The organism is Arthrobacter sp. P1_D4 (assembly GCF_056406115.1).
Genome location: NZ_JBFUAU010000004.1, coordinates 1 through 20,053 on the forward strand (window position 1 = coordinate 1; position 20,053 = coordinate 20,053).

General features: G+C 65.7%; 15 protein-coding genes and 2 tRNA genes. 14 read left to right on the forward strand and 3 right to left on the reverse strand.

The window, feature by feature from the left end:
- From AC1D0A_RS05350 to AC1D0A_RS05375, 6 genes are all read left to right on the forward strand, one after another.
- Positions 1–842, forward strand: an 842-nt coding sequence (locus AC1D0A_RS05350) for a sunset domain-containing protein (RefSeq protein WP_476945333.1), incomplete at its 5' end; no start/stop codon positions are given.
- A gap of 46 nt (positions 843–888) precedes the next feature.
- On the forward strand, positions 889–2,031 hold the full coding sequence (locus AC1D0A_RS05355) for a PQQ-dependent sugar dehydrogenase (protein WP_476945334.1): 1,143 nt from the start codon (positions 889–891) through the stop codon (positions 2,029–2,031).
- Positions 2,032–2,147: 116 nt separating this feature from the next.
- Positions 2,148–2,223: transfer RNA gene (locus AC1D0A_RS05360), tRNA-Lys, on the forward strand.
- Between the two features lie 203 nt (positions 2,224–2,426).
- The gene (locus tag AC1D0A_RS05365) at positions 2,427–2,972 is read left to right on the forward strand and encodes a hypothetical protein (protein WP_476945335.1); all 546 of its coding nucleotides are present in this window, start codon (positions 2,427–2,429) and stop codon (positions 2,970–2,972) included.
- Between the two features lie 72 nt (positions 2,973–3,044).
- Positions 3,045–3,542, forward strand: coding sequence for a hypothetical protein (locus AC1D0A_RS05370; RefSeq protein ID WP_476945336.1), 498 nt, complete (start codon positions 3,045–3,047; stop codon positions 3,540–3,542).
- A 121-nt stretch (positions 3,543–3,663) separates the two neighbouring features.
- Positions 3,664–3,843 (forward strand): hypothetical protein, encoded by a 180-nt coding sequence (locus AC1D0A_RS05375; RefSeq protein WP_243181311.1) that lies wholly within the window; start codon positions 3,664–3,666, stop codon positions 3,841–3,843.
- A gap of 1,004 nt (positions 3,844–4,847) precedes the next feature.
- Here the strand turns inward: AC1D0A_RS05375 and AC1D0A_RS05380 are convergent.
- Positions 4,848–5,036 carry a hypothetical protein gene (locus AC1D0A_RS05380; protein ID WP_028275031.1) on the reverse strand — a complete coding sequence of 63 codons (189 nt, stop codon included), beginning with the start codon at positions 5,034–5,036 and terminating at the stop codon, positions 4,848–4,850.
- 289 nt (positions 5,037–5,325) lie between these two features.
- Between AC1D0A_RS05380 and AC1D0A_RS05385 the strand changes: the two genes are divergently transcribed.
- Together AC1D0A_RS05385 and AC1D0A_RS05390 are read left to right on the forward strand one after the other, a co-directional pair.
- A complete protein-coding gene (locus AC1D0A_RS05385) occupies positions 5,326–5,955 on the forward strand; it encodes a DUF2510 domain-containing protein (RefSeq protein ID WP_243181310.1) in 630 nt (209 codons plus the stop codon).
- A 362-nt stretch (positions 5,956–6,317) separates the two neighbouring features.
- Complete coding sequence (locus tag AC1D0A_RS05390; protein WP_243181309.1) at positions 6,318–6,707, forward strand: hypothetical protein; 390 nt, start codon at positions 6,318–6,320, stop codon at positions 6,705–6,707.
- Positions 6,708–6,796: 89 nt separating this feature from the next.
- On the opposite strand, the gene AC1D0A_RS05395 is transcribed toward AC1D0A_RS05390, so the two are convergent.
- On the reverse strand, positions 6,797–7,279 hold the full coding sequence (locus AC1D0A_RS05395) for a MarR family winged helix-turn-helix transcriptional regulator (RefSeq protein WP_043433894.1): 483 nt from the start codon (positions 7,277–7,279) through the stop codon (positions 6,797–6,799).
- A 109-nt stretch (positions 7,280–7,388) separates the two neighbouring features.
- Here AC1D0A_RS05395 and bcp point away from each other — a divergent pair, with 109 nt between their 5' ends.
- The 6 genes from bcp to AC1D0A_RS05425 all read left to right on the forward strand — a co-directional run bounded on the left by bcp (position 7,389) and on the right by AC1D0A_RS05425 (position 15,759).
- A complete protein-coding gene (gene bcp / locus AC1D0A_RS05400; protein ID WP_476857809.1) occupies positions 7,389–7,862 on the forward strand; it encodes a thioredoxin-dependent thiol peroxidase in 474 nt (157 codons plus the stop codon).
- Between the two features lie 123 nt (positions 7,863–7,985).
- Positions 7,986–8,067: transfer RNA gene (locus AC1D0A_RS05405), tRNA-Leu, on the forward strand.
- A gap of 237 nt (positions 8,068–8,304) precedes the next feature.
- Positions 8,305–8,982 carry a fasciclin domain-containing protein gene (locus tag AC1D0A_RS05410; protein WP_243181307.1) on the forward strand — a complete coding sequence of 226 codons (678 nt, stop codon included), beginning with the start codon at positions 8,305–8,307 and terminating at the stop codon, positions 8,980–8,982.
- A gap of 241 nt (positions 8,983–9,223) precedes the next feature.
- Positions 9,224–10,879, forward strand: coding sequence for an ABC transporter substrate-binding protein (locus tag AC1D0A_RS05415; protein ID WP_476945374.1), 1,656 nt, complete (start codon positions 9,224–9,226; stop codon positions 10,877–10,879).
- A 78-nt stretch (positions 10,880–10,957) separates the two neighbouring features.
- Positions 10,958–12,460, forward strand: coding sequence for a malate:quinone oxidoreductase (locus AC1D0A_RS05420; RefSeq protein ID WP_243181306.1), 1,503 nt, complete (start codon positions 10,958–10,960; stop codon positions 12,458–12,460).
- 119 nt (positions 12,461–12,579) lie between these two features.
- A complete protein-coding gene (locus tag AC1D0A_RS05425; RefSeq protein WP_476945337.1) occupies positions 12,580–15,759 on the forward strand; it encodes an efflux RND transporter permease subunit in 3,180 nt (1,059 codons plus the stop codon).
- On the opposite strand, the gene AC1D0A_RS05430 is transcribed toward AC1D0A_RS05425, so the two are convergent.
- Positions 15,756–20,048, reverse strand: coding sequence for a Pls/PosA family non-ribosomal peptide synthetase (locus AC1D0A_RS05430; protein ID WP_476945338.1), 4,293 nt, complete (start codon positions 20,046–20,048; stop codon positions 15,756–15,758). The genes AC1D0A_RS05425 and AC1D0A_RS05430 overlap by 4 nt on opposite strands.
- Positions 20,049–20,053 lie beyond the last annotated feature (5 nt).

The following is a 20,053-nucleotide window of genomic DNA, read 5'->3' on the forward strand; positions in this document are numbered from 1 at the left end:
CAGGGGCCGCGGGTGCCGCCGGTCCGACGGCGGCCGCCGGGGCCGCGATGGCCGCGCCCGGTGCAGCGCCTGCGCCTGAGCCAGACGCACCGGCCCGGGAGGCCACGGCTGCCCCCGAGGCGACCGGGCCCGCAGCGGCCACCGCCGCCCCGACCATCAAGCCGGGCGCCGAGGCCGCCCCGGAAGCAACAGGCGCCCCGGGCAATGCCGAGTGGGAGACCCAGTGGTCCGAGACCGCCCCGCCGGCGGAGACACACACCGCCGCGGCCCACGCTGAGCCGGCCCGCGGTGCGCACGCTGTGACGGCCGCCGAGCTTGGCGGTGCTGCGGAGACTGGCGCGGCGGGCCTGCCCGTCCACCACCCGGAATACACTGAGCCCCACGCTCCGACTCTGCCCGGGGCGGAATCGGCAGCCGCGGAACCAGTCGACGACGAGAACACCGGTACCGGCACGGCCACTTCAACCAGCACTGGCGTTGATACCGGCACCGGCACGGCGATGCCCGGACTACCCGACGCCGGGACACAGCCCACGGGTCCCGGCGACACGGAAACGACGCAGATGGCAGCCCCGCCGGCAGGGGCCGGGGCCTCCGCCAGCCAAACGGCCGAGCCCACCGGCCATTTGGCCACTGAGCAGCCCTACGGCGAGGGGTCAGCGGCTCCGGCCGCCGACGGGAGCGGCCCTGTGGGTTTCACAGTCAAGGGCAATGCCTCGTCGATGATCTACCACGACGAGACCAGCCCGGCGTATGAAGAAACCCGGGCTGAGGTGTGGTTTGCCTCCCCGGCCCACGCCGAAGCAGCCGGGTTTCGGCCGCCGCGCCGGACACGGCAGTAGCCGGCGGTCCGGTCGGCCGATCCATCCGTTCTCATCGCGTCCGTTGATGCTCGTCCGTTTCACCCGCAGGCGCTTCGGTGGCAGGCGCTTCTTCTTCAGTGCGGTGGCCCGGGCCGTGGCGCTTGCCGTTGTCCTGTTTTTCCTGAGCGCCTGTACCGGCGGCTCAACCTCGCCCGTGGTTCAGCCGGGAGACCGCACTGCCACCGGCGCAGCGGGTACGGCCGGGGCAGCGGGTGAGCCCACGGTTGCAAGCCGGGTTAATGGGCTGCAACTGCCGTGGTCCACGGTCCATCTACCCGACGGCACCGCGGTCATCTCCGAGCGCGACACAGCACTGCTCAGGACCATCAAAGACGGACAGCTCGGTACGGTCGGCAAGGTGCCCGGCGTCGTGCCCGGCGGCGAAGGCGGCCTCCTGGGCCTTGCCCTTTCGCCCCACTTCGCGTCGGACCGTTACCTCTACGCCTACTTCACCGCGGCGGCGGACAACAGAATCGCCCGCATACGGCTGGAGGAACGTGGCGGCCGGCTGGAGCTCGGTGCCTTGGAACCGGTTTTCACCGGCATTTCCAAGGCCGGCACGCACAACGGCGGCCGGATCCGCTTTGGGCCCGATGGTTTCCTGTATGTGGGGACGGGCGATTCGCAGCGCCGGGAGCAGCCGCAGGACCGCGCGGCGCTCGGCGGAAAGATCCTCCGACTCACTCCGGATGGCAGGCCGGCACCGGGAAACCCGTTCGGCGATAACCCCGTCTACAGCTTCGGCCACAGGAACGTCCAGGGACTGGCCTGGGACAGCGCGGGCCGGCTGTGGGCCAGCGAATTCGGCCCGGACGTCAACGACGAGCTCAACCTGATCGTGCCGGGCGGCAACTACGGCTGGCCCGAGGTGACGGGCGCCCCGCATCGCCCCGGCTTCCTGGACGCCAAGGTGGTGTGGCCGTCGACGGCGGAGTCTTCCCCCAGCGGACTCGAAATTGCCGGCAGCACCGCCTACCTGGGCGCCCTGCGCGGCCAAAGGCTCTGGGTCGTTCCCCTCAACGGCGAATTCGCCGGAGATCCTGTGAGCTATTTCACAGGAAAGTATGGCCGGGTGCGCAACGTTTCACTCGCTCCTGACGGGCGCCTGTGGCTCCTCAGCAACGGGCAAAACCCTGATTTCGCGCTGATTTTGAACCTCCCCGGCTAACCTGGCCCATCCCGCGCCCCTCGATTTCACACGACAGCCAATCTCGTGTAGAGTTTCATGTCGTTGCGGAGAACAACGCGGGAAATAAAAAGCCCCGAGGAACGAAAACAACAGATGCACCTCTAGCTCAACTGGCAGAGCAATTGACTCTTAATCAATGGGTTCCGGGTTCGAGTCCCGGGGGGTGCACCAGCGAGAAACCCCGTCACGCAGGCTTAGCGGCCTGCGGGACGGGGTTTCTTTTTTGTTGGCGAAAAGGAGCCGGCGACGACGCCGTGGCGGGCCGGATCCGGGCTGGTGCGCAGACCAGACTCGCAATCAGGTTGGCGAAGGCCTCCCCGACCGGCCGGGCGGGAATGACTTGCCTTTTAGGGCACTGACCGTAGACTCGGCCCATGTTTGGTCCTGGGGGAACGAAAACAGTCCGCTGCGCTGCGGCATCCGTTGTTGGCCTGCTGCTCGCCGGTAGTTTGGCCTCCTGCGCCTACGAGGACGAGGGCGATCCGCGGCCGACGGCGGCCGGGCAAAGCCACCGCCCGGCACCCGCCGCCCCGACCAGAGATCCGGGGGTGCTGGGGGTGGAAGCGAGCAACTACGCCGAGCTGCACAAGCGTCTGGCCGAGGCGCCAGGGGCCGCGCTCCTCTCCGACGCCGGTCCGGCGGACGGGCCAGGGGTTGGCTTCACCAAAGCCGCAATGGTGACGGTCGCCGGTCCGCACACAGTCACCGCGGCCTGCGTGGGCATCCCCCATGCCCAGATCTTCCTCTCCCAGAACTCGCTGGGCGGAACAGAGCACACGGTGTTCGAGGTCGATTGCTCGCGAACCCAATCGCAGGTCGTACAACTGCAGAAGGGCTACGTCAGCGCCCAGTTGACCCGCCCGGACCCGACCGGCGCCTGGACCGGGGCGGTCGCCGGAATCAAAGTCACGGCCCAGTGAGGCTGACGAGCCTGGTGCGGACTCCGCTGGACGTGCATTGGACCAGCCCAACGTGTGGTGGAGGGACTACTGATGCCAACCGTAGATGCTGCCCTCGATCCGTATCGTAACTGGACCGAGCCTCGCGACGGAGTCGGAGTCGGGTCGAACCCATTCCGGCTCGCCAGCAAGGTGAAGTCAGGAGCCTCCCTCGACGAAGTCTCAGGGGCTTGGGCCGCCCACGCACTTTTGCCCGGGCTGGAGGCACTCTGGCTATCAAGTCGCGAGGCGTGGCTGTTCCAAGACATCGACTACGGCCAATGGGGCCTCCACATTCTGGAACCCGCGACGGCGGCAGCGCGCACCGACGCCGAGCGAGCGAGCCGACCGAAAGACTTTGTGCCGAGCGACGCAGTCATCGGCGAGTTCCTTGGCGACACGGACCTCTTGGTACTGGAAGCCAACGGCGGCGTCTTGGTCGCACAGCCCCTGGACCCGCGCAGTGACTGGCCACTGGCGGCGTCGACGCTGTCCGAGTTCCTGACCCTGTATCTCGAAGCTGTGGGCGATAAATACTGGGAGAGCTCCTGACCTCGACCTGAGCGCCCGGAGTGGAAGGGCCTGCGACCGGCCGCTGGCCCATGCGAGCTTCGTCCCCCTGCTCCGGGGAGCAGCCGCTGAAACCCGTGCCCTGCGATCCGAAGGTGTCGACATGCCCGCCTTCGTGATGACCCGCAAGGCGCTTGTCGTCCTCTCCGTCATCGCCGGTGGGCTCTGGATCGTCTTTGCGGTCCTCGCATTCCTGGGTGAGTCCGCCTCCCCGTTGGTTCCGATCGCCTGGACAATTGTGCTTGCCCTCCAGGGCCGCCGCTGGAGATCCTTGCCGCGGTGAATGCCAGGTCAGCTGTGCGGCCGGCAGCGGACCAGGCGCTGAACTTCCAGGAGCTGCGAGTCATCCGCGGTTCCATTCGCTTGCGGCCCTCAGTGGTCGGCATGAGTCAGATCTCCGGATGCTTGGGGTCTTTGGCGGGGAGCGGGGTTCGCTGTCGCTGCCCGGTGCTCACGGCTCACGGCTCACGGCTCACGGCTCACGGCTCACGGCTCACGGCTCACGGCTCACGGCTCATGGCTCATGGCTAACCCTACCCATTCTTGGTCCACAGTGGCGATGGTTTGCTGAGCGCAGACCTTGCCCGGGCTAAGGAGACACGCAAAGGCCAGGATTCCCCGGCTGCCGGCGGTGGAACCCTACGATGGTAGGGATGAACTCCACCCGGAAGGCCTCGTACGCATCCGCTGTGGCCCTGCTGCTCGCGGTCTCGCCGTTGGTCGTTGCGCTGCCCGCGGCGGCTGCGCCCTGCAAGTCTGCCGGCCTTCTTCCCGTGAAGATCTGCCCCGCCTCACCGACGCCGGTCCCACCGTCCGCTTCCCCGGCGCCCAGTGTGACTCCCCCGGGCAGCACAGCGCCGCCGTCGGACCCCGCGCCGCCCCAACCACCGTCTCAGTCGCCGTCTCAAAGCCAGGTCCCCGGACAGGACGCGGCTCCGCCGACGCCGGGCCCCGCCCCCTCCGTCAGCCAAGGAGCCCCCACCCCACCGGCCACGGGTGCTGTTCCGGTCCCAGCCACGGCGGGAACGTCCGCCCCTCAGTCGCCAGACGCTGGCCAGGGCCCAGAGTCCGCAACGGCGATTCCTTCCGCAGCGGCGGCCGGCAGGGTTGGTCCCGGACCGGACGGGCAAGGCAGTCTTGCCGGCGGATTCCTGCTGGCGCTCAGCGGTCTGCTTATAGGCCTCTCCGCGGCCATTGGCCTCCGCCGGCCCGCCGGGCCATGAAACGGCCGCCGAACCGTCACAGTGAACTGTGTGGCTCAGCGGCCGCCTCATGCACATCGATTTATCAGACTTTCTCGCGGGACCGGTCGCGCACCTTCTCCGGCTCTTCGACCGTGAACTCCTTGCTGCGGCGGGGGAAGGCCCAGAACCTGAATTCCGGCGCCTCCGCCCGGGTCTCCGGGCGATCCTCAGAATCCTTTGCGGCATCCTTCCTGGTATCCCGCCAGGAATCCCTGTTGTACGAATAGCACATCACTGACCTCCTTCGTGGTGATTGCCTATTAATCGTCCTCCCGATCGGCTGGCGCGTCGAGACTTCCGGACTGCCCTTTTGCGCCTGGGCGGCAGGCTGGCCCAAGGGTTCCAGCGGACGGGTCTGCGCCGTCGGCCGGCCTTCCCGCCGGCACGGGCCGCGGTTAGACTCCATCCAATGCACCACTGCGGCCAATGGGGGAATCATGGAGTTGCCCATCCCCCTGTACGCTCTCTCACGGAAACAGAAGAAGCCAACGCGCGCCACGCCACGCAAAGGATGAACAGCCATGACCGTCCCGCCCAACGCCTCCGCCCCTGGCCCTGGCTGGTATCCGGACCCGGCAGGCTCGGGCCGGCTTCAGTGGTGGAACGGTTCGGCCTGGACCGGCCAGTTCAACGCACCGCAGTTCCAGGCGACAGCGCCCCGCCAGCCGGTGGCGCCGCGCAGGCGCATCAGCGACCGAACACCGGTCTACAACGCGTACATCTGGACAATTGTGGCCCTGCCGCTCGTACCGCTCATCCTGCTGATGTTCTGGAACCCTGTGCTCCGGCTGCGCACCGTGGGCCCGCGGCAGATCCAGACAATTGATCCGGCGTCGATTTTCACGGCGCCTTACTTCCTCTTCATAGCAATCAGTTTCGTGGCCTACGGCGTGTCCGCCCTCCTGGCGTACCTGGACTGGGACCGGCTGCGCAAGGACGGCGTTGTCCGGCCCTTCCACTGGGCGTGGGTGTTCCTCAGCAGGGAGGTCTACGTGATTGGCCGCTCCGTGATCGTCCACGAGGTAGCACCGCGGCGGGGGCTCGCCCCGGTGTGGGTCACGATCAGCGTCGTCTTGCTCACGGCGGTGCTCACCGGCCTCAAAATGTCAGCCATCGTCGCCACCCTGGCGAACCAGGCCGTAACGGTGTAGGCAGCGTCAATCCAGGCAGTGGCCAACGTGCCGGGGCTGCTCCGACCGCCAGCATCCCGGCTCCTGAAGCGATACGTCCGATTGCTGCAGAAACAGGGTCTTTAGTCCCTTTTGAGAGTCAATGCAGGGGCGTTGACTGGAAAGGTGCTCCGGGCAACAGTTCTGGAGCGACCGGTCCTGCAGACCCGGACCGACAACAACGCCGGCCAGAGAGCCCGACGCACCAAAGATGATATTCAGATCTCCCGGTGCCCTCACTGAGGATCGCGTCAGCAGACACGCAAATCATGGGCCCCCGGCAGCATGCCTGTCCGGCCTTCCCCCGGGGCCAGGGAAATCGATCTCCGTTAGGACCAAGTTTCATGAACAAGGCTATTCGCATCATTGGAACAACCGCGGTGACCGCCGCACTGGGCCTGGGCGCCAGCGCCCTGCCTGCCAGCGCCGCCGCTACCACTTCGACCGCCTCCGCCAGCTCCTGGAGTCAGTCCTCATTTGTGAACCGGCACCACATGCGGGACAACAACCGGCACGACACGCGCAATGGCTGGTGGGACGGGGAGAACCGGTGGCATGACAACGCCGACGGATGGGGGTGGCGCGACGATCATGGCAATTGGCGGGACGACAACGACCACCGCGGCTCGTGGACGGGCCGGGACGGCTGCCGGCATGACAAGGACGGGTTCTGGGACCATCACGGAAACCGGCACGACAATAGGCACCACAACCACCACAGGAACACCTGGTGACCTCTCACCACTGAAGGCCTCGAGAACGGAACTGATTGGGACGGCGGGAAACCCTGCCGTCCCGTTCCCGTTCCCCCACAGCAGTGTGGCTAATTCAGCGGGGTGGCCCCGGCAATGGCGCCCGGCTCGGCAGCCGTGACGATGGCGTTGGCCTCCGGCGAGGAAGACTTGGTTGCCAGCACCCTGACCACGGCCTGGAGCTCCTGCCGCAGCACGTCGGGGTCAATGGGCGTGGCGGCGAGCACGGAGCGTTCCATGTCGGCGGCCGCGGCAACCGCCTCGCGCCCCTGGTCAGTCAGCGACACCACATGGCTGCGCCGGTCGGAGGTGCTGCGGTGCCGCGAAATGTGGCCGTGCGCTTCCAGCCGGCTCAGTGTCTTGCCCATTGTCTGGGCCTGGACCCGGACGAGCTGGGCCAATTGGGCTTGCGTCATCGGCCCATTCGCCGAGAGCACCTCCATGGCGATCACCCCGGCATGGGTCAGGCCAATGGCCCCCAATTTTTCGTTCCAGGAGTGTTCTACAAGACGTGCTGCCGTGGACAATAGGCGGCCCGTGGGCCAGCGATCCATATCAGGCATACCCAAGAGTATAGCCAGCAGCGGATTCGTCCGGCGCCGATCGCGTCACTACGCTGGATTATCACCCCGCTTCATGACCAACCTCACCAAGGAGACACCCGTGTCCGAGCGACTCACCGCCGGTGCCACAGCACCGGATTTCACCCTCAAGAACGCCGAAGGACAGGACGTCAGCCTGCGTGATTTCCGGGGCCGGAAGACCGTGCTCTACTTCTACCCGGCAGCCGCCACGCCGGGATGCACCAAGGAGGCCTGCGATTTCCGGGATTCCCTCGGCGCGCTTCAGGCCGCCGGTTATGACGTCGTGGGCATCTCCCCCGACCCCGTCGGGAAGCTTGCCGCGTTCGCGGCCGCCGAAGGGCTGAACTTCCCGCTGCTCTCTGACGAAGACCACTCCGTCGCCGAGGCCTACGCGGCCTGGGGCGAAAAGAAAAACTACGGCAAGACCTACCAGGGCCTGATCCGCTCGACCATCGTCGTCGACGCCGACGGCCGGGTTGCCGTCGCACAGTACAACGTCCGGGCCACCGGGCATGTCGCCAAACTTCGCCGGGACCTGAAACTCGACGCCTAAGTCCCCGGTCTCCGGTCCGTCCGCCCGCGGGCAGCCGTTGCAACCAGCAAACCGGCAATAGGTACAATAGAGCCTGGCGCCCGCCTCCGGGGTTCTTTCCCGGGACGACGACGACGGCGCCGCGCGCGAGTGGTGAAATTGGCAGACACGCAGGATTTAGGTTCCTGTGCCTTCGGGCGTGGGGGTTCAAGTCCCCCCTTGCGCACAGAGAGAACCCCGGTCTTCGGACCGGGGTTCTTGTGGTTTCCGGCGCTGTTCCGGGATTTTTCAGGAGTTTTGACGCCGCCAAAAAGAATTTCACATCCGCACCCATCCGTTTCCTCCGAGCGGCCGAATACCCATTGAGACACCAACCAAGGGTCGGTGCCCAACAGTCGGGAAAGGGCCGCAGCGGCAAAAATTCGCCGCCGGCAAACATCGGCACAACAAAGGAGAAACCGAAATGCAGAACATCAAGCGCACCACGTTCGCCGTTGCAGGTATCGCAGCTGCCGCCATGCTCAGCCTCACTGCCTGTGGCGGATCCAGCGCCTCGTCGGCCCCCGCCTCCTCGGCCCCGTCCTCCGCACCGGCGGAATCCAGCATGGCCTCCCCCTCCACGAGCGCCTCCGCTGCGGCCATGGATCCGGCCGCCAACCTCGTCGGCTCCGGCTGCGCCGCCTACGCCGCCCAGGTTCCCAGCGGTGCCGGCTCCGTCTCCGGCATGGCGCTTGACCCGGTAGCCACCGCGGCGTCCAACAACCCGGTCCTCACCACCCTGACCGCCGCCGTGTCCGGCAAGCTCAACCCCAAGGTCAACCTGGTGGATACGCTCAACGGCAGCGAATTCACCGTCTTCGCCCCGACGGATGACGCCTTCAAGAAGATCGATCCGGCCACGATCGAGGCCCTGAAGACGGACGACGCCACGCTGAGCAAGATCCTGACCTACCACGTTGTCCCCGGCAAGATCACCCCGGACCAGATCGTCGGCACCCACAAGACGGTTGAAGGCGGTTCGGTGACGGTCACCGGCACCAAGGATGCCCTCAAGGTTGACGGCGCCAACGTTGTCTGCGGCGGCGTCCAGACCGCCAACGCCACTGTCTACATGGTCGACTCAGTCCTGATGCCCAAGTAGTCAGCCCTTTTGCACTCCTGCCCGGCTCCAGCCTGACTCCCTGGACCACTAGGAGAAGGGGAGGCCCGCACCACCAGGTGCGGGCCTCCGCTTTTTGCGCTGCCGTGCGCCTTGCGGCGGTGTGCCACAAGAGCTGGCGGACCCGGCCGTCAACTAGACTGGGGCTGGTCCGCAGCCGGCGGGCCATCCAGTTCCCAGAGGTGATTCTCGAGTGCCCAGCAGTACAGTGCCCAGCAGGACAGTGCGGCGGATTGCCGCCAGCATTGGGGCCGCCCTCCTTGTCCTGCCGCTCGCGTCCTGCACGGGCAGCCTCGGCCCGGCACCCAGCTCCACCACCGCCTCTGCCACCGCCAGCGCGGCACCTACCGCGCTTTTCACCTTCGGCACTGGCTCGGAGCCGCTCGGGCTCGATCCTGCCCTGGTCTCCGACGTCGAGTCCTACCGCGTCACCCGGCAGGTACTGGAGGGCCTCGTGGGCGTAGACCAGACCACCGGCCAGCCCACGCCGCTGCTGGCCACCGAATGGTCCCAGAGCGATGAAGGCCGGACCTACGAGTTCAAGCTGCGCGGGAACGTCAAATTCCAGGACGGGACACCGTTCGATGCCGCCGCGGTCTGCACCAACTTCAACCGCTGGTTCAACTTCTCACCGGCCCTCCGCGAACAGGCCACCGGTACCACCTTCAAGGGCGTCTTCAAGGCCCATGCGGACCAGGCGCCGCTGTCCATATACAAGAACTGCACCGCCGTCGCGCCGGACAGTGTGCGGATCGGCCTCACCCAGCCCTTCACGGGTTTTCTCCAGGCCCTCACCCTGCCGGCCTTCGCGATCTCTTCGCCCAAGGCCCTCGCCGCGGAGAACGCTGACGTCCTGAACCAGAGCCGGGGCGGGCAGCCGGTATCCGCTTACGGCCTCCACCCGGTAGGCACAGGACCGTACGTTTTCGGCTCCTGGGATTCGGGCAGCGTCACCCTGGCCAGCAACAAGGACTACTGGGGGGACAAGGGGCAGATCGGCACCATCAAGTTCGTGACCTACGATCACCCGCAGACCCGGATGCAGGCGCTCCTGGACGGCAAGATCGACGCCTACGACGCCGTCACCGTGGGAAACTTTGACCAACTGGTCAAGAGCGGAAAGCAGATCATCCAGCGGGACCCGTTCTCCGTGATGTACCTGGGCATGAACCAGCAAGTCCCCATCCTGCAGAACCTCAAGGTCCGCCAGGCGATCGAAATGGCGCTGGACAAGGACACGCTGATCCGCCGGTTCTTCATCGACAACACGGCCCAGGCATCCCAGTTCGTTCCACCCAAGCTCAGCGGCTTCAACAACAACGCCGCGGCGCTCGGCTACAACCCGGGCAAGGCCAAGGAACTCCTGGCCGAGGCCGGCTACAAGGGCGAGGAGCTGAAGTTCTACTATCCGCTCAACGTCACCCGGCCCTACCTGCCGACGCCGGAAAAGGTGTACGCCGAAATCAGCCGTCAACTGACCGCCGTCGGGCTCAACGTCAAGCCCGTACCGGTGGACTGGGCTGACGGCTACCTGCAGAAGGTCACGTCCCCGGGCGACCACGCCCTGCACCTGCTCGGCTGGAACGGATCGTATTCGGACCCCGACAATTTCGTGGGCCCGCTCTTCGGCGAGAACACCGGCGAATTCGGTTACCAGGATCCCCAGGTCTTCTCCAAGATCGCCCGGGCCCGCGGCCTGCCGGACGGCAAGGACCGCACCGAGGAGTACCAGACCATCAACGGGCAGATCGCGGCCACGGTGCCCGCGGTTCCCATTGCCTTCCCGATCTCGGCCCTGGCGCTCTCGGACCGGGTGCTGAAGTACCCGGCGTCGCCGGTACTGAATGAAGTTTTCACAAAGGTCGAGCTAAGGCCTTGACGCCCGGGGCCAATTTCAGTTAGTGGGCGGTGCGGGATATTCTGTGACAGCCAGAGCCGCTGCTATCGGAGACTGATTGTGACTTTCATTTCCAAGACCCAACACGCCGACGTCGTCCTGATTGGCGGCGGCATCATGAGCGCCACGCTCGGCGCCTTCATCAAGCAGCTTGAGCCGAACTGGACCATCTCGCTCTTTGAGCGTCTGGACGAGCCCGGACTGGAAAGCTCCGACCCGTGGAACAACGCCGGCACCGGACACGCTGCCCTGTGTGAGCTTAATTACTCCCCCGCAGCCAAAGACGGCTCGGTGGACCCCGGCAAGGCCCTGAACATCAACGAGCAGTTCCAGCTGTCCCGCCAGTTCTGGTCCCACCTCGTCTCGAACTCGCTGATCGGCTCCCCCAAGGGGTTCATCAACACCGTTCCGCACATGAGCTTCGTGATCGGCGAGGACCACACCAAGTTCCTCCGCACCCGCTACGAGGCACTCAAGCCGAACCCGCTGTTCCGTTCGATGGAGTATTCCGAGGACCACGCGCAGATCGCCAAGTGGGCCCCGCTGATCGTCAAGGGCCGCGACCCCAAGCAGCGCGTCGCGGCAACCCGCGCCGCCGAGGGCACCGACGTCGACTTCGGCGCCCTGACCCGCGAGCTGACCACCTACCTGGGCAACAACGGCGTGGAGATCAACTACGGCCACAACGTCAGCGACATCAAGCGCGCGTCCGGGGGCGGCTGGGACCTGTCGCTGAAGCACGCCAGGAGCGGCGAGCACGGCTCCATCCACGCGAAGTTCGTGTTTGTCGGCGCCGGCGGCGGGGCCCTGCACCTGCTGCAGGCCTCCGGCATCCCGGAAGGCAAGGGGTTTGGCGGTTTCCCGGTCTCCGGCCAGTTCTTCCGCTGCACCGACGAGAGCATCGCTGCCCGGCACAGCGCGAAGGTCTACGGCCAGGCGTCTGTCGGCGCTCCGCCCATGTCCGTGCCGCACCTGGACACCCGCTACGTCAACGGCAAGCGCTCCCTGCTGTTCGGTCCGTACGCCGGCTTCTCCACGAACTTCCTCAAGAGCGGCTCCTACCTGGACCTGCCGCTGTCCATCCGCCCCTCCAACATCATCCCGATGCTGGCCGTGGCCAAGGACAACATGGACCTCACCGCCTACCTGATCAAGGAAGTCGCCAAGCGTCACGGCGACAAGGTCGAGGCCCTGCGGGAGTACTACCCCGAGGCCAAGGACGGCGACTGGGAGCTCATCACCGCCGGCCAGCGGGTCCAGATCATCAAGAAGGACCCGAAGAAGGGCGGCGTGCTGCAGTTCGGCACCGAGGTCATCGCCGGACGCGACGGCACCATCGGCGCCCTGCTTGGCGCATCCCCGGGCGCGTCCACCGCCGTGCCGATCATGATCGAGCTGCTCCAGAAGTCCTTCCCGAAGAACTTCAAGGGCTGGCAGTCCAAGCTCAAGGACATGATGCCCGGCTACGGCGTCAAGCTCAACGACAACCCTGAGCTCGCCGCCAAGCTGGAGGCCGAGACGGCCAAGACGCTGCAACTCGAACAGGTCACCGCCAGCAACTAAACCGGCGCCCGGCCGCGGCTGGTTTACACTGCTGGTTTGGGACCGCTGCAACCCGTGACGTCCCCGTTTTTTGATGTCCCGTTGTGCAGGACGCCCCCGACCCACCAGGAGACCATGAGATGTTCCGGCTCGCAAAGCTGTCTCTCGCCAACCGGGCCCTGATCGCGCTGATCACGGTGTTCGCTTGCGTTTTCGGCGTGATCACGATGTCCTCGCTGAAGCAGGAGCTCATCCCCTCCATCGAGTTCCCGCAGATCACCGTGATCTCCTCGATGCCCGGTGCGTCGCCGGAAGTCGTGGACAAGCAGATCAGTGCCCCGTTGGAAAAGGCGCTGAACAGCGTCGAGGGGCTGGAATCGACGTCATCAACGTCCCGGAACGGCGTCTCGCAGATTTCCCTGGCGTTCACCTACGGCTCCAACCTGGACCGTGCCCGGAACCAGATCGACCGCGCCATCTCCAACGCCAAGCAGGCCCTGCCGAAGGACGTGCAGCCGCAGGCGATCGCCGGGAGCATCAGCGACTTCCCGATCGTCTTCCTGGCCGTGTCCTCGGACAAACCGCTCAGTGAACTCAACGCCGATCTCGCCCGGCTCAGCGTCCCCAGGCTGCAGAAGCTCGACGGCGTGCGCGGCGCCGACGTGACCGGCGGCGCCACGCAGCACATCCAGATCCTGCCGCGGCCCCGGGATCTGGCGGCATCGGGCGCGAGCCTCCAGGCCATCAGCGACGCGCTGAAGAACAACGGTGCATTGGTCCCGGCGGGCACCATCGAGGAACAGGGCAAGACCCTCTCGCTGCAGATCGGCAGCCCGGTGGACTCCCTCGACGCCATCAAGGCCCTCCCCCTGGGCGCGGCCCGCGATGCGGCGACGATCGGCAGCGTGGCGGACGTCAGCCTGGTCGAGGACGCGCGCACGTCAATCACGCGGACCAACGGCAAGGAAACCCTCGCCCTGTCCGTGACCAAGAAGCCCGAGGGCGACACCGTCGCGATCTCCCACGCGGTCAAGGACGCCATCCCGCAGCTTGAGGCCGAGCTTGGCTCCAACGCCAAATTCACCCCGGTCTTCGACCAGGCGCCGTTCATCGAGAAGTCCATCAAGGACCTCACCACCGAGGGCCTGCTGGGTCTGGGCTTCGCCGTCCTGGTGATCCTGGTGTTCCTGATGTCCGTACGCGCCACCCTGGTGACGGCAGTGTCCATCCCGCTGTCCCTGCTGATCACGTTCATCGGCCTCTCGGGCACCGGCTACTCGCTCAACATCCTCACCCTTGGCGCGCTCACCATCGCGATCGGCCGCGTCGTGGACGACTCGATCGTGGTCATCGAAAACATTAAACGGCACCTGAGCTACGGCGAGGACAAGATCACCGCGATCGGGACGGCCATCCGCGAAGTTGCCGGCGCCATCACGGCGTCCACCCTGACCACCGTGGCCGTCTTCCTGCCCATCGCCTTCGTCGGCGACCTGGCCGGTGCGCTGTTCCGGCCGTTCGCCCTGACAGTGACCATCGCCCTGCTCTCCTCGCTGCTGGTCTCGCTGACCATCGTGCCGGTGCTGGCCTACTGGTTCCTGCGCGCGCCCGCCGTCACCGGCTCTCCGGCGTCTGCCGCTGGCATTGCCACCAAGGCGCACGAGGCCGAGCAGAGCACGCTCCTGCAGCGCGGCTACCTGCCTGTCCTGTCCGGTACGCAGCGGCACCCGGTCCTCACCCTGGTCGCCGCGGCCCTGGTGCTTGCCGGCACCGTGGCGATGTCCCCGCTGCTCGCCACCGACCTCCTGGGGCGCTCCGGCGAGAACAGCATGACCGTCAAGCAGGCCTTGCCGGCAGGGACCAGCCTTGACGAGGCCAGCGCTTCGGCGATCCGCGTCGAGGACACCCTGCGGGGCATCGACGGAATCAAGGACGTCCAGGCCACCACCGGCAACGCCCAAACCGGCTTCTCGGCCCTGCTCTCCTCCGGCGCGTCCAATTCGACGTTCACCGTGGTGACGGACGAGAAAGCCAACCAGGGCAAGCTCCAGGAGACCGTCCGCAGCGAACTCTCCAAGCTCGGCGACGCCGGAAAGATCACGGTCGGTTCCCAGCAGGGCGGCTTCGGCACTTCGTCAACCGTGGACATCACCCTCAAGGCCGCCACCACCGCCGACCTCCAGACGACCAGTGACGCGATGGTCAAGGCCATGGACGGTGTCCCGGGCAGCAGCGAAGTGGCCACCAACCTGGCCGCCAGCCAGCCGGTGGTCCAGGTCAAGGTGGACCGCGCCAAGGCCGTCGCGGCCGGCCTGAACGAGGAGCGCGTGGCCGGGGTCCTGGCCGCCACGATCAGCCCGATTCCGGCCGGAACGATCCGCATCGACACCAACGACTTCCCGGTCCGGATTGGCGAGGGCACCCGCTTCACGAGCATCGAGGCCGTCCGGGACATGCCGCTCCCGACGGCGGCCGGCGCCGTTGCGCTGGGCAGCATCGCCTCGGTAGAGCAGGTGGACGTCCCCGTCTCCATCACCGCCAGCAACGGCCAGCGCACCGCGCGGGTCTCGGTGACGCCGTCGGGCTCCAACCTCGGCGCGGTCAGCACCGAGGTGCAGAACCGGCTCAAGTCAGTCCAGCTGCCGCCCGGGGTGACCGCCACGATCGGCGGTGCCACGACGCAGCAGGCCGATTCGTTCCGCCAGCTCGGGCTCGCGCTGCTGGCCGCCATCGCGATCGTCTACGTGATCATGGTGGCTGCGTTCAAGTCGCTCGTGCAGCCGCTGATCCTGCTGGTCTCCGTCCCGTTCGCCGCGACAGGCGCAATCGCCCTGCTCGTGGTGACCGGCGTGCCGTTGGGCCTGCCGTCGCTGATCGGCATGTTGATGCTCGTGGGCATCGTGGTGACCAATGCGATTGTGCTGATCGACCTCATCAACCAGTACCGCCAGCCGCGCAACGGCGAACCCGGGATGAACGTGGCGGACGCGATCACGCACGGCGCCCGCCAGCGCCTCCGCCCCATCCTCATGACGGCGCTCGCCACGGTATGCGCCCTGACACCGATGGCGCTGGGACTGACTGGCGGCGGCGGATTCATCTCCCAGCCCCTGGCGATCGTGGTGATCGGCGGCCTGATCTCCTCCACCGCCCTCACACTCATCCTGGTCCCGGTGCTGTACCGGCTCGTGGAAGGCCGGCGCGAGCGCAGGGCACTGCAGAAGTCGCTGCGCCGTGGACGCCATTCCGGGCCGGCCGTGACCGAGGACTTCCCCGACGACTTCCCCGAAGACGCTCCCCTGCCAACCAGTTCGCACTAGGCACCAGAACCCGGCGTCCCTGCCTTGTCCCGCGATGCCGGGAGCGTCCCGTGGGTGCCACGGGCGCCATGTGCTGCATGGGTTCCGTGGGATCCCCTAGAGGGCTTCGGGCGGCCACCAGCCGCCGCGACGCCGTCCCTGTGACGGGGCCCGCTGGACACCAAGGCCGCGAGGGTTGACGGTGCTGCGGGGACCGTCACCTCGCGCGCCGGGTTGCCGGTATAGGTTGCATCTTCCGGGACGTCTTCGCCCTTCATCAAGAGGGCGTCGGCACCGAGTGACGAACCATCCTGCATCGTCACCCCGTAGTTGACCCACGAATCCACGCCAAGGGAGCAGCGGTTGCCGAGAACGATGTAGTCGGACTTGAAGGCCCCGTCTTCCATGGAGTGGCCCTGAATGGTGGCTCCTTCATTGAACGCACAATCATCACCGATAGCCACAAGAGTTTTCTCCGGTATGTTGGCGCCGGCATCGTAGAGCCGCTTGCCGACCTTGACGCCCAGCATTCGCCAGATCACGGGCTTGAACGGGGTTCCGTTGAAGCCCGGCATGGCCAGCAGCTTCCATAGACGTTCGTGCCGCCAGAAGTAGGGGTCGTAAATGGAGCAGTATTGCGGCTTCAGGTGGCGGAAGCCCATGACCGAGCGCTCAACAAGCACGGCAATCAGTACGCGGAACAGCAGCAAGGTGAGCATCATGGCTGCGATCGCCAGCACACCGAGGAAGCTGAATGCCGACACGGCAACGGCGGCGCTAAACGTGGCAACAAACAACAGGAACCAGCGCACGGCCAGGAACAGCACCATGCTCAGGATGTTGTGCCGGTTCTTTGCCGGGAGAGCGCTGTTCCGCGCCTCTGCAATCGTCTGTTCATCAAATTGGGCGTCACGCTGAACAGACCGGGGAATCTCGAACGGCGGTGACCCCAGCAGGCCCACATCCGCACGGATCGGACCGTCGATCGGAATCATCACCTTCGTGGCCAAGAGACAGTTCTCCCCGACCCTGGATCCGATCGGAACACTGATGGCATTACCGAGAAAGTTGTGGCCAGCCAGGTGGACCCGCGAGAGACGGAACGACGTGCTTGAGAAGTCGGCGTTCATCATGTTGAGGCCGTCCGCGACCATAGTTCCTGTTCCCACTGAGCTCAGGAACGGCGACTCGTGGGCCAGTGTGGGGCCGAAGTTTGACCCGGTTTGCTCCACCCTGCCGAGGTTATAACCCAAGGCCTTCAGATAGTGCACTATGTACGAACTATCGCCGAAGACATCTTTGTACAGTTTGACGTTGGACACGCGGGCGATCATGCGCTGGATGGTGAAGTGCACGCCGTACAGCGGATAGACCTTTTCCGGCTTGATGAAGCGGTTGAGCAAACGCGGGATGCTGAAGATGATGATCAGGCCGGTGATCAGCCCGACAACGAACAGAACCACTGTTACGGCGAGTACGTCTATGAAAAAGTTTGGGGAGCCCGGCTGCAGGTGTCCCGTGCTCAGGTAGGGGGGCAGGAGCACGGCCAGCCCGAGAAGGCCCGCCGGAACCACCAGGACCAAACGGTTGAACAACTGGAGAAGGCTGAAAATGACCCTGCGTCGCGTGCCGCAATTAGTGGGCGGGACACGCAGGTAATTGGTGTTGGTGCGCGCAGCAGGCGAACCGTGCCAGATTTGTCCACCAGGTACAACCTGCCCGGTCTGCAACGATGAAGCATGTCCCAGCTGAGTGTCGTCTCCCATCGACGTAGCGATGTCCAACGTGGTTTTCTCCGACACAAGGACATTTCTGCCCAGCATCACGGGACCGGTTTCAATCATGCCCGAGCGTGCCCGATAGCATTGGAACGAGGAGTTCTTGTGGATGACTGTGTTGTCACCGACGCTGAGCAGGTCCGGGCACGCGGGCACCTTCCGGGAGAAGATCACCACCCCCTTGCCGATCTTTGCACCCAGGAGCCGCAGGTACACCACATACAGCGGAGAGCCGGCGAACAAGACCAGTGGATTTGCCCTGGTAAGTGTCTTGACTGCCCAAAAACGGAGATAAGCCAGACTCCATATTCGGATGTTGCCCGGCTTCCACCGCCCAACCAGAATCCACTTGGCGAGGATCGGGGTCACGGAAAGGATCAGGAACATGGCGGCGCCGAAACCAATGGACCGCAGCCACATGTCAAATGGATTGCTGCCCCCGGATGTCCACTGGAAGCCGATAATCAGCAGGGAAGCAGCGTACGAAGTGTAAGCCAGGAAAATCAGCAACTGAATTGCCCCGCACATGACGAACTGGAAGGTGCTGGGTGGTGGCATCGGAACCGGGGGTACAGCGTCGGTCTCTGCTACGGCCGCAACGAGGACGGATTCACTGTGCCGGGCTTCGAGGCAGGCGGCGAGCTGCCGGACCGTCGGGTTCTCATAGATATCCTGCATCGCGGCTGCGGGCAGGGCGGTTTCTTTCCTGATGCGGGCGCAATAGCGGGCCATCAACAGCGAGTCGGCGCCAAGGTCGTTGAAGAAGTGGGCATCGGTGGAAACCTTCTCAAGGCTCAGGACGGTGCCAAGCTGCGCGGCCAGGGCCTCTTCGGCGGCGGTTGTGGGGGCAGTGAAGGACCCCGCAGCCGCCCGGCTGATCCTGTGCTCGGGACGGGGTAGCCGTTTCCTGTCCACTTTGTCACTGGCCATCATGGGAATGGAGTCCAGCTGTTCAAAATAGGCAGGAACCATGTATCCGGGGAGCCTGGTGCGCAGCATCCGGTGGAGGTCATGAGCATCCACGCCCTCCACGTCCTGGCGCAGGGTGTAGTAGGCGGCCAGCTCCACGGTTCCTTGTTCCGGCTCATACGTCTGTACGACTGCCTGTGCAATGCCGGGGAGCTGCAGGAGGACGGATTCTATTTCGCTCAGTTCGATGCGGTAGCCACGTATTTTGACTTGGGTATCGATCCGGCCGAAATATTCGAGCTGCCCGTCGTCGTTCACCCGTCCGAGGTCCCCGGTGCGATAAATCCGGCCGGAGGGATTGTTCTCAATTCCGAGGAAATCCGGGACAAAGGCCCGCTCTGTCAGGTCCTGACGGTTCACGTACCCGCGCGCCAGCCCCACCCCTGCGAGGCCGATTTCTCCCATTTCACCGCGCGGCAGGGCCCGAAGCTCGGCGGGATCCACAATGACCGCGGTGTAGGTGGGCAAGGGCACTCCGAGGGACACGGGCAGGTCCGGGTCCAGGACCGACCAGGTGGCAGTCACGGTCGCTTCGGTGGGGCCGTAGACGTTCAGGAAGCGCCGGCCGGGGCGGTGCCAGCGCATCACGAGATCCTTCGGGCACGCCTCTCCTGAGACCAGCAGGAACCGCAAATCGGGCAGGTCCTCGTCAAGCGTGGCCAGCAGCGTTGGAACGCAGCAAAGGGCGGTGATCCGTTTTTCCTGCAGGTACTCAGCGAGTTCGGCACCCAGCATGCTGGACCGGCCCGGTTTGGGCACCAGCGTGGCTCCGACCATCCAGGCAACCCAGATTTCCTCCACCGAGAAATCGAAGGCGATCGTCATGCCTTGGTACACGCGGTCAGTGGACTCAATCCCGTAGATGTCAGAGGCCACCCGGACAAAATTGCAGATGCTGGCCTGCTCCACTGCCACGCCCTTGGGCCGGCCGGTCGAGCCGGAGGTGTAGATAATGTATGCCAGCTCATCCTTGGTTCCGCCATGGTCCGCGGTTCCCAAACGGGAGGATTCCTCGGCGTCGATCTGGGCCTGCACATCATCGACGCACACCGTGACGGCGGCTACCTCAGGCAGCAGATCCCTCAGATGGGACAGAGACAGGACCATGGCCACGTTGGCGTCCTCGACAATGTACTGAAGACGGTCAGGGGGAAACCCAGGGTCCAGGGGAACATAGGCCGCGTGGATCTTCAGAACGGCCAGCATTGCCACGTAGGCCCGCCATGGCTGGTCAAACAGCAGGGCGATGCGGTCACCCGGCCGGGCACCGCACACCAGGAGATGCCGCGCCAGCTGGTTCGCCCGTTCATCCAGCTCCGTGTACGTCAGGCCAACGTCCCCCGCATCGACTGCAACCTGGTCGCCGCGCCCCTGTTCCCGCAAGCGGTCGCAACTATCCTCAAACAGCCGGTCCAACCGCTCGCCCCGCTGCCAGCGAGCGGCCTGATCGGGCGCAGCCGACGTGAGGACAGTTCCGCCTTCCGAGCCGCCGATCATCGACATGATTCCCCGCAACTCGGGAGGTCTGGTGAGGCCGTTGCCGGTCCTCGCGGTCTTGCCCATCCTTT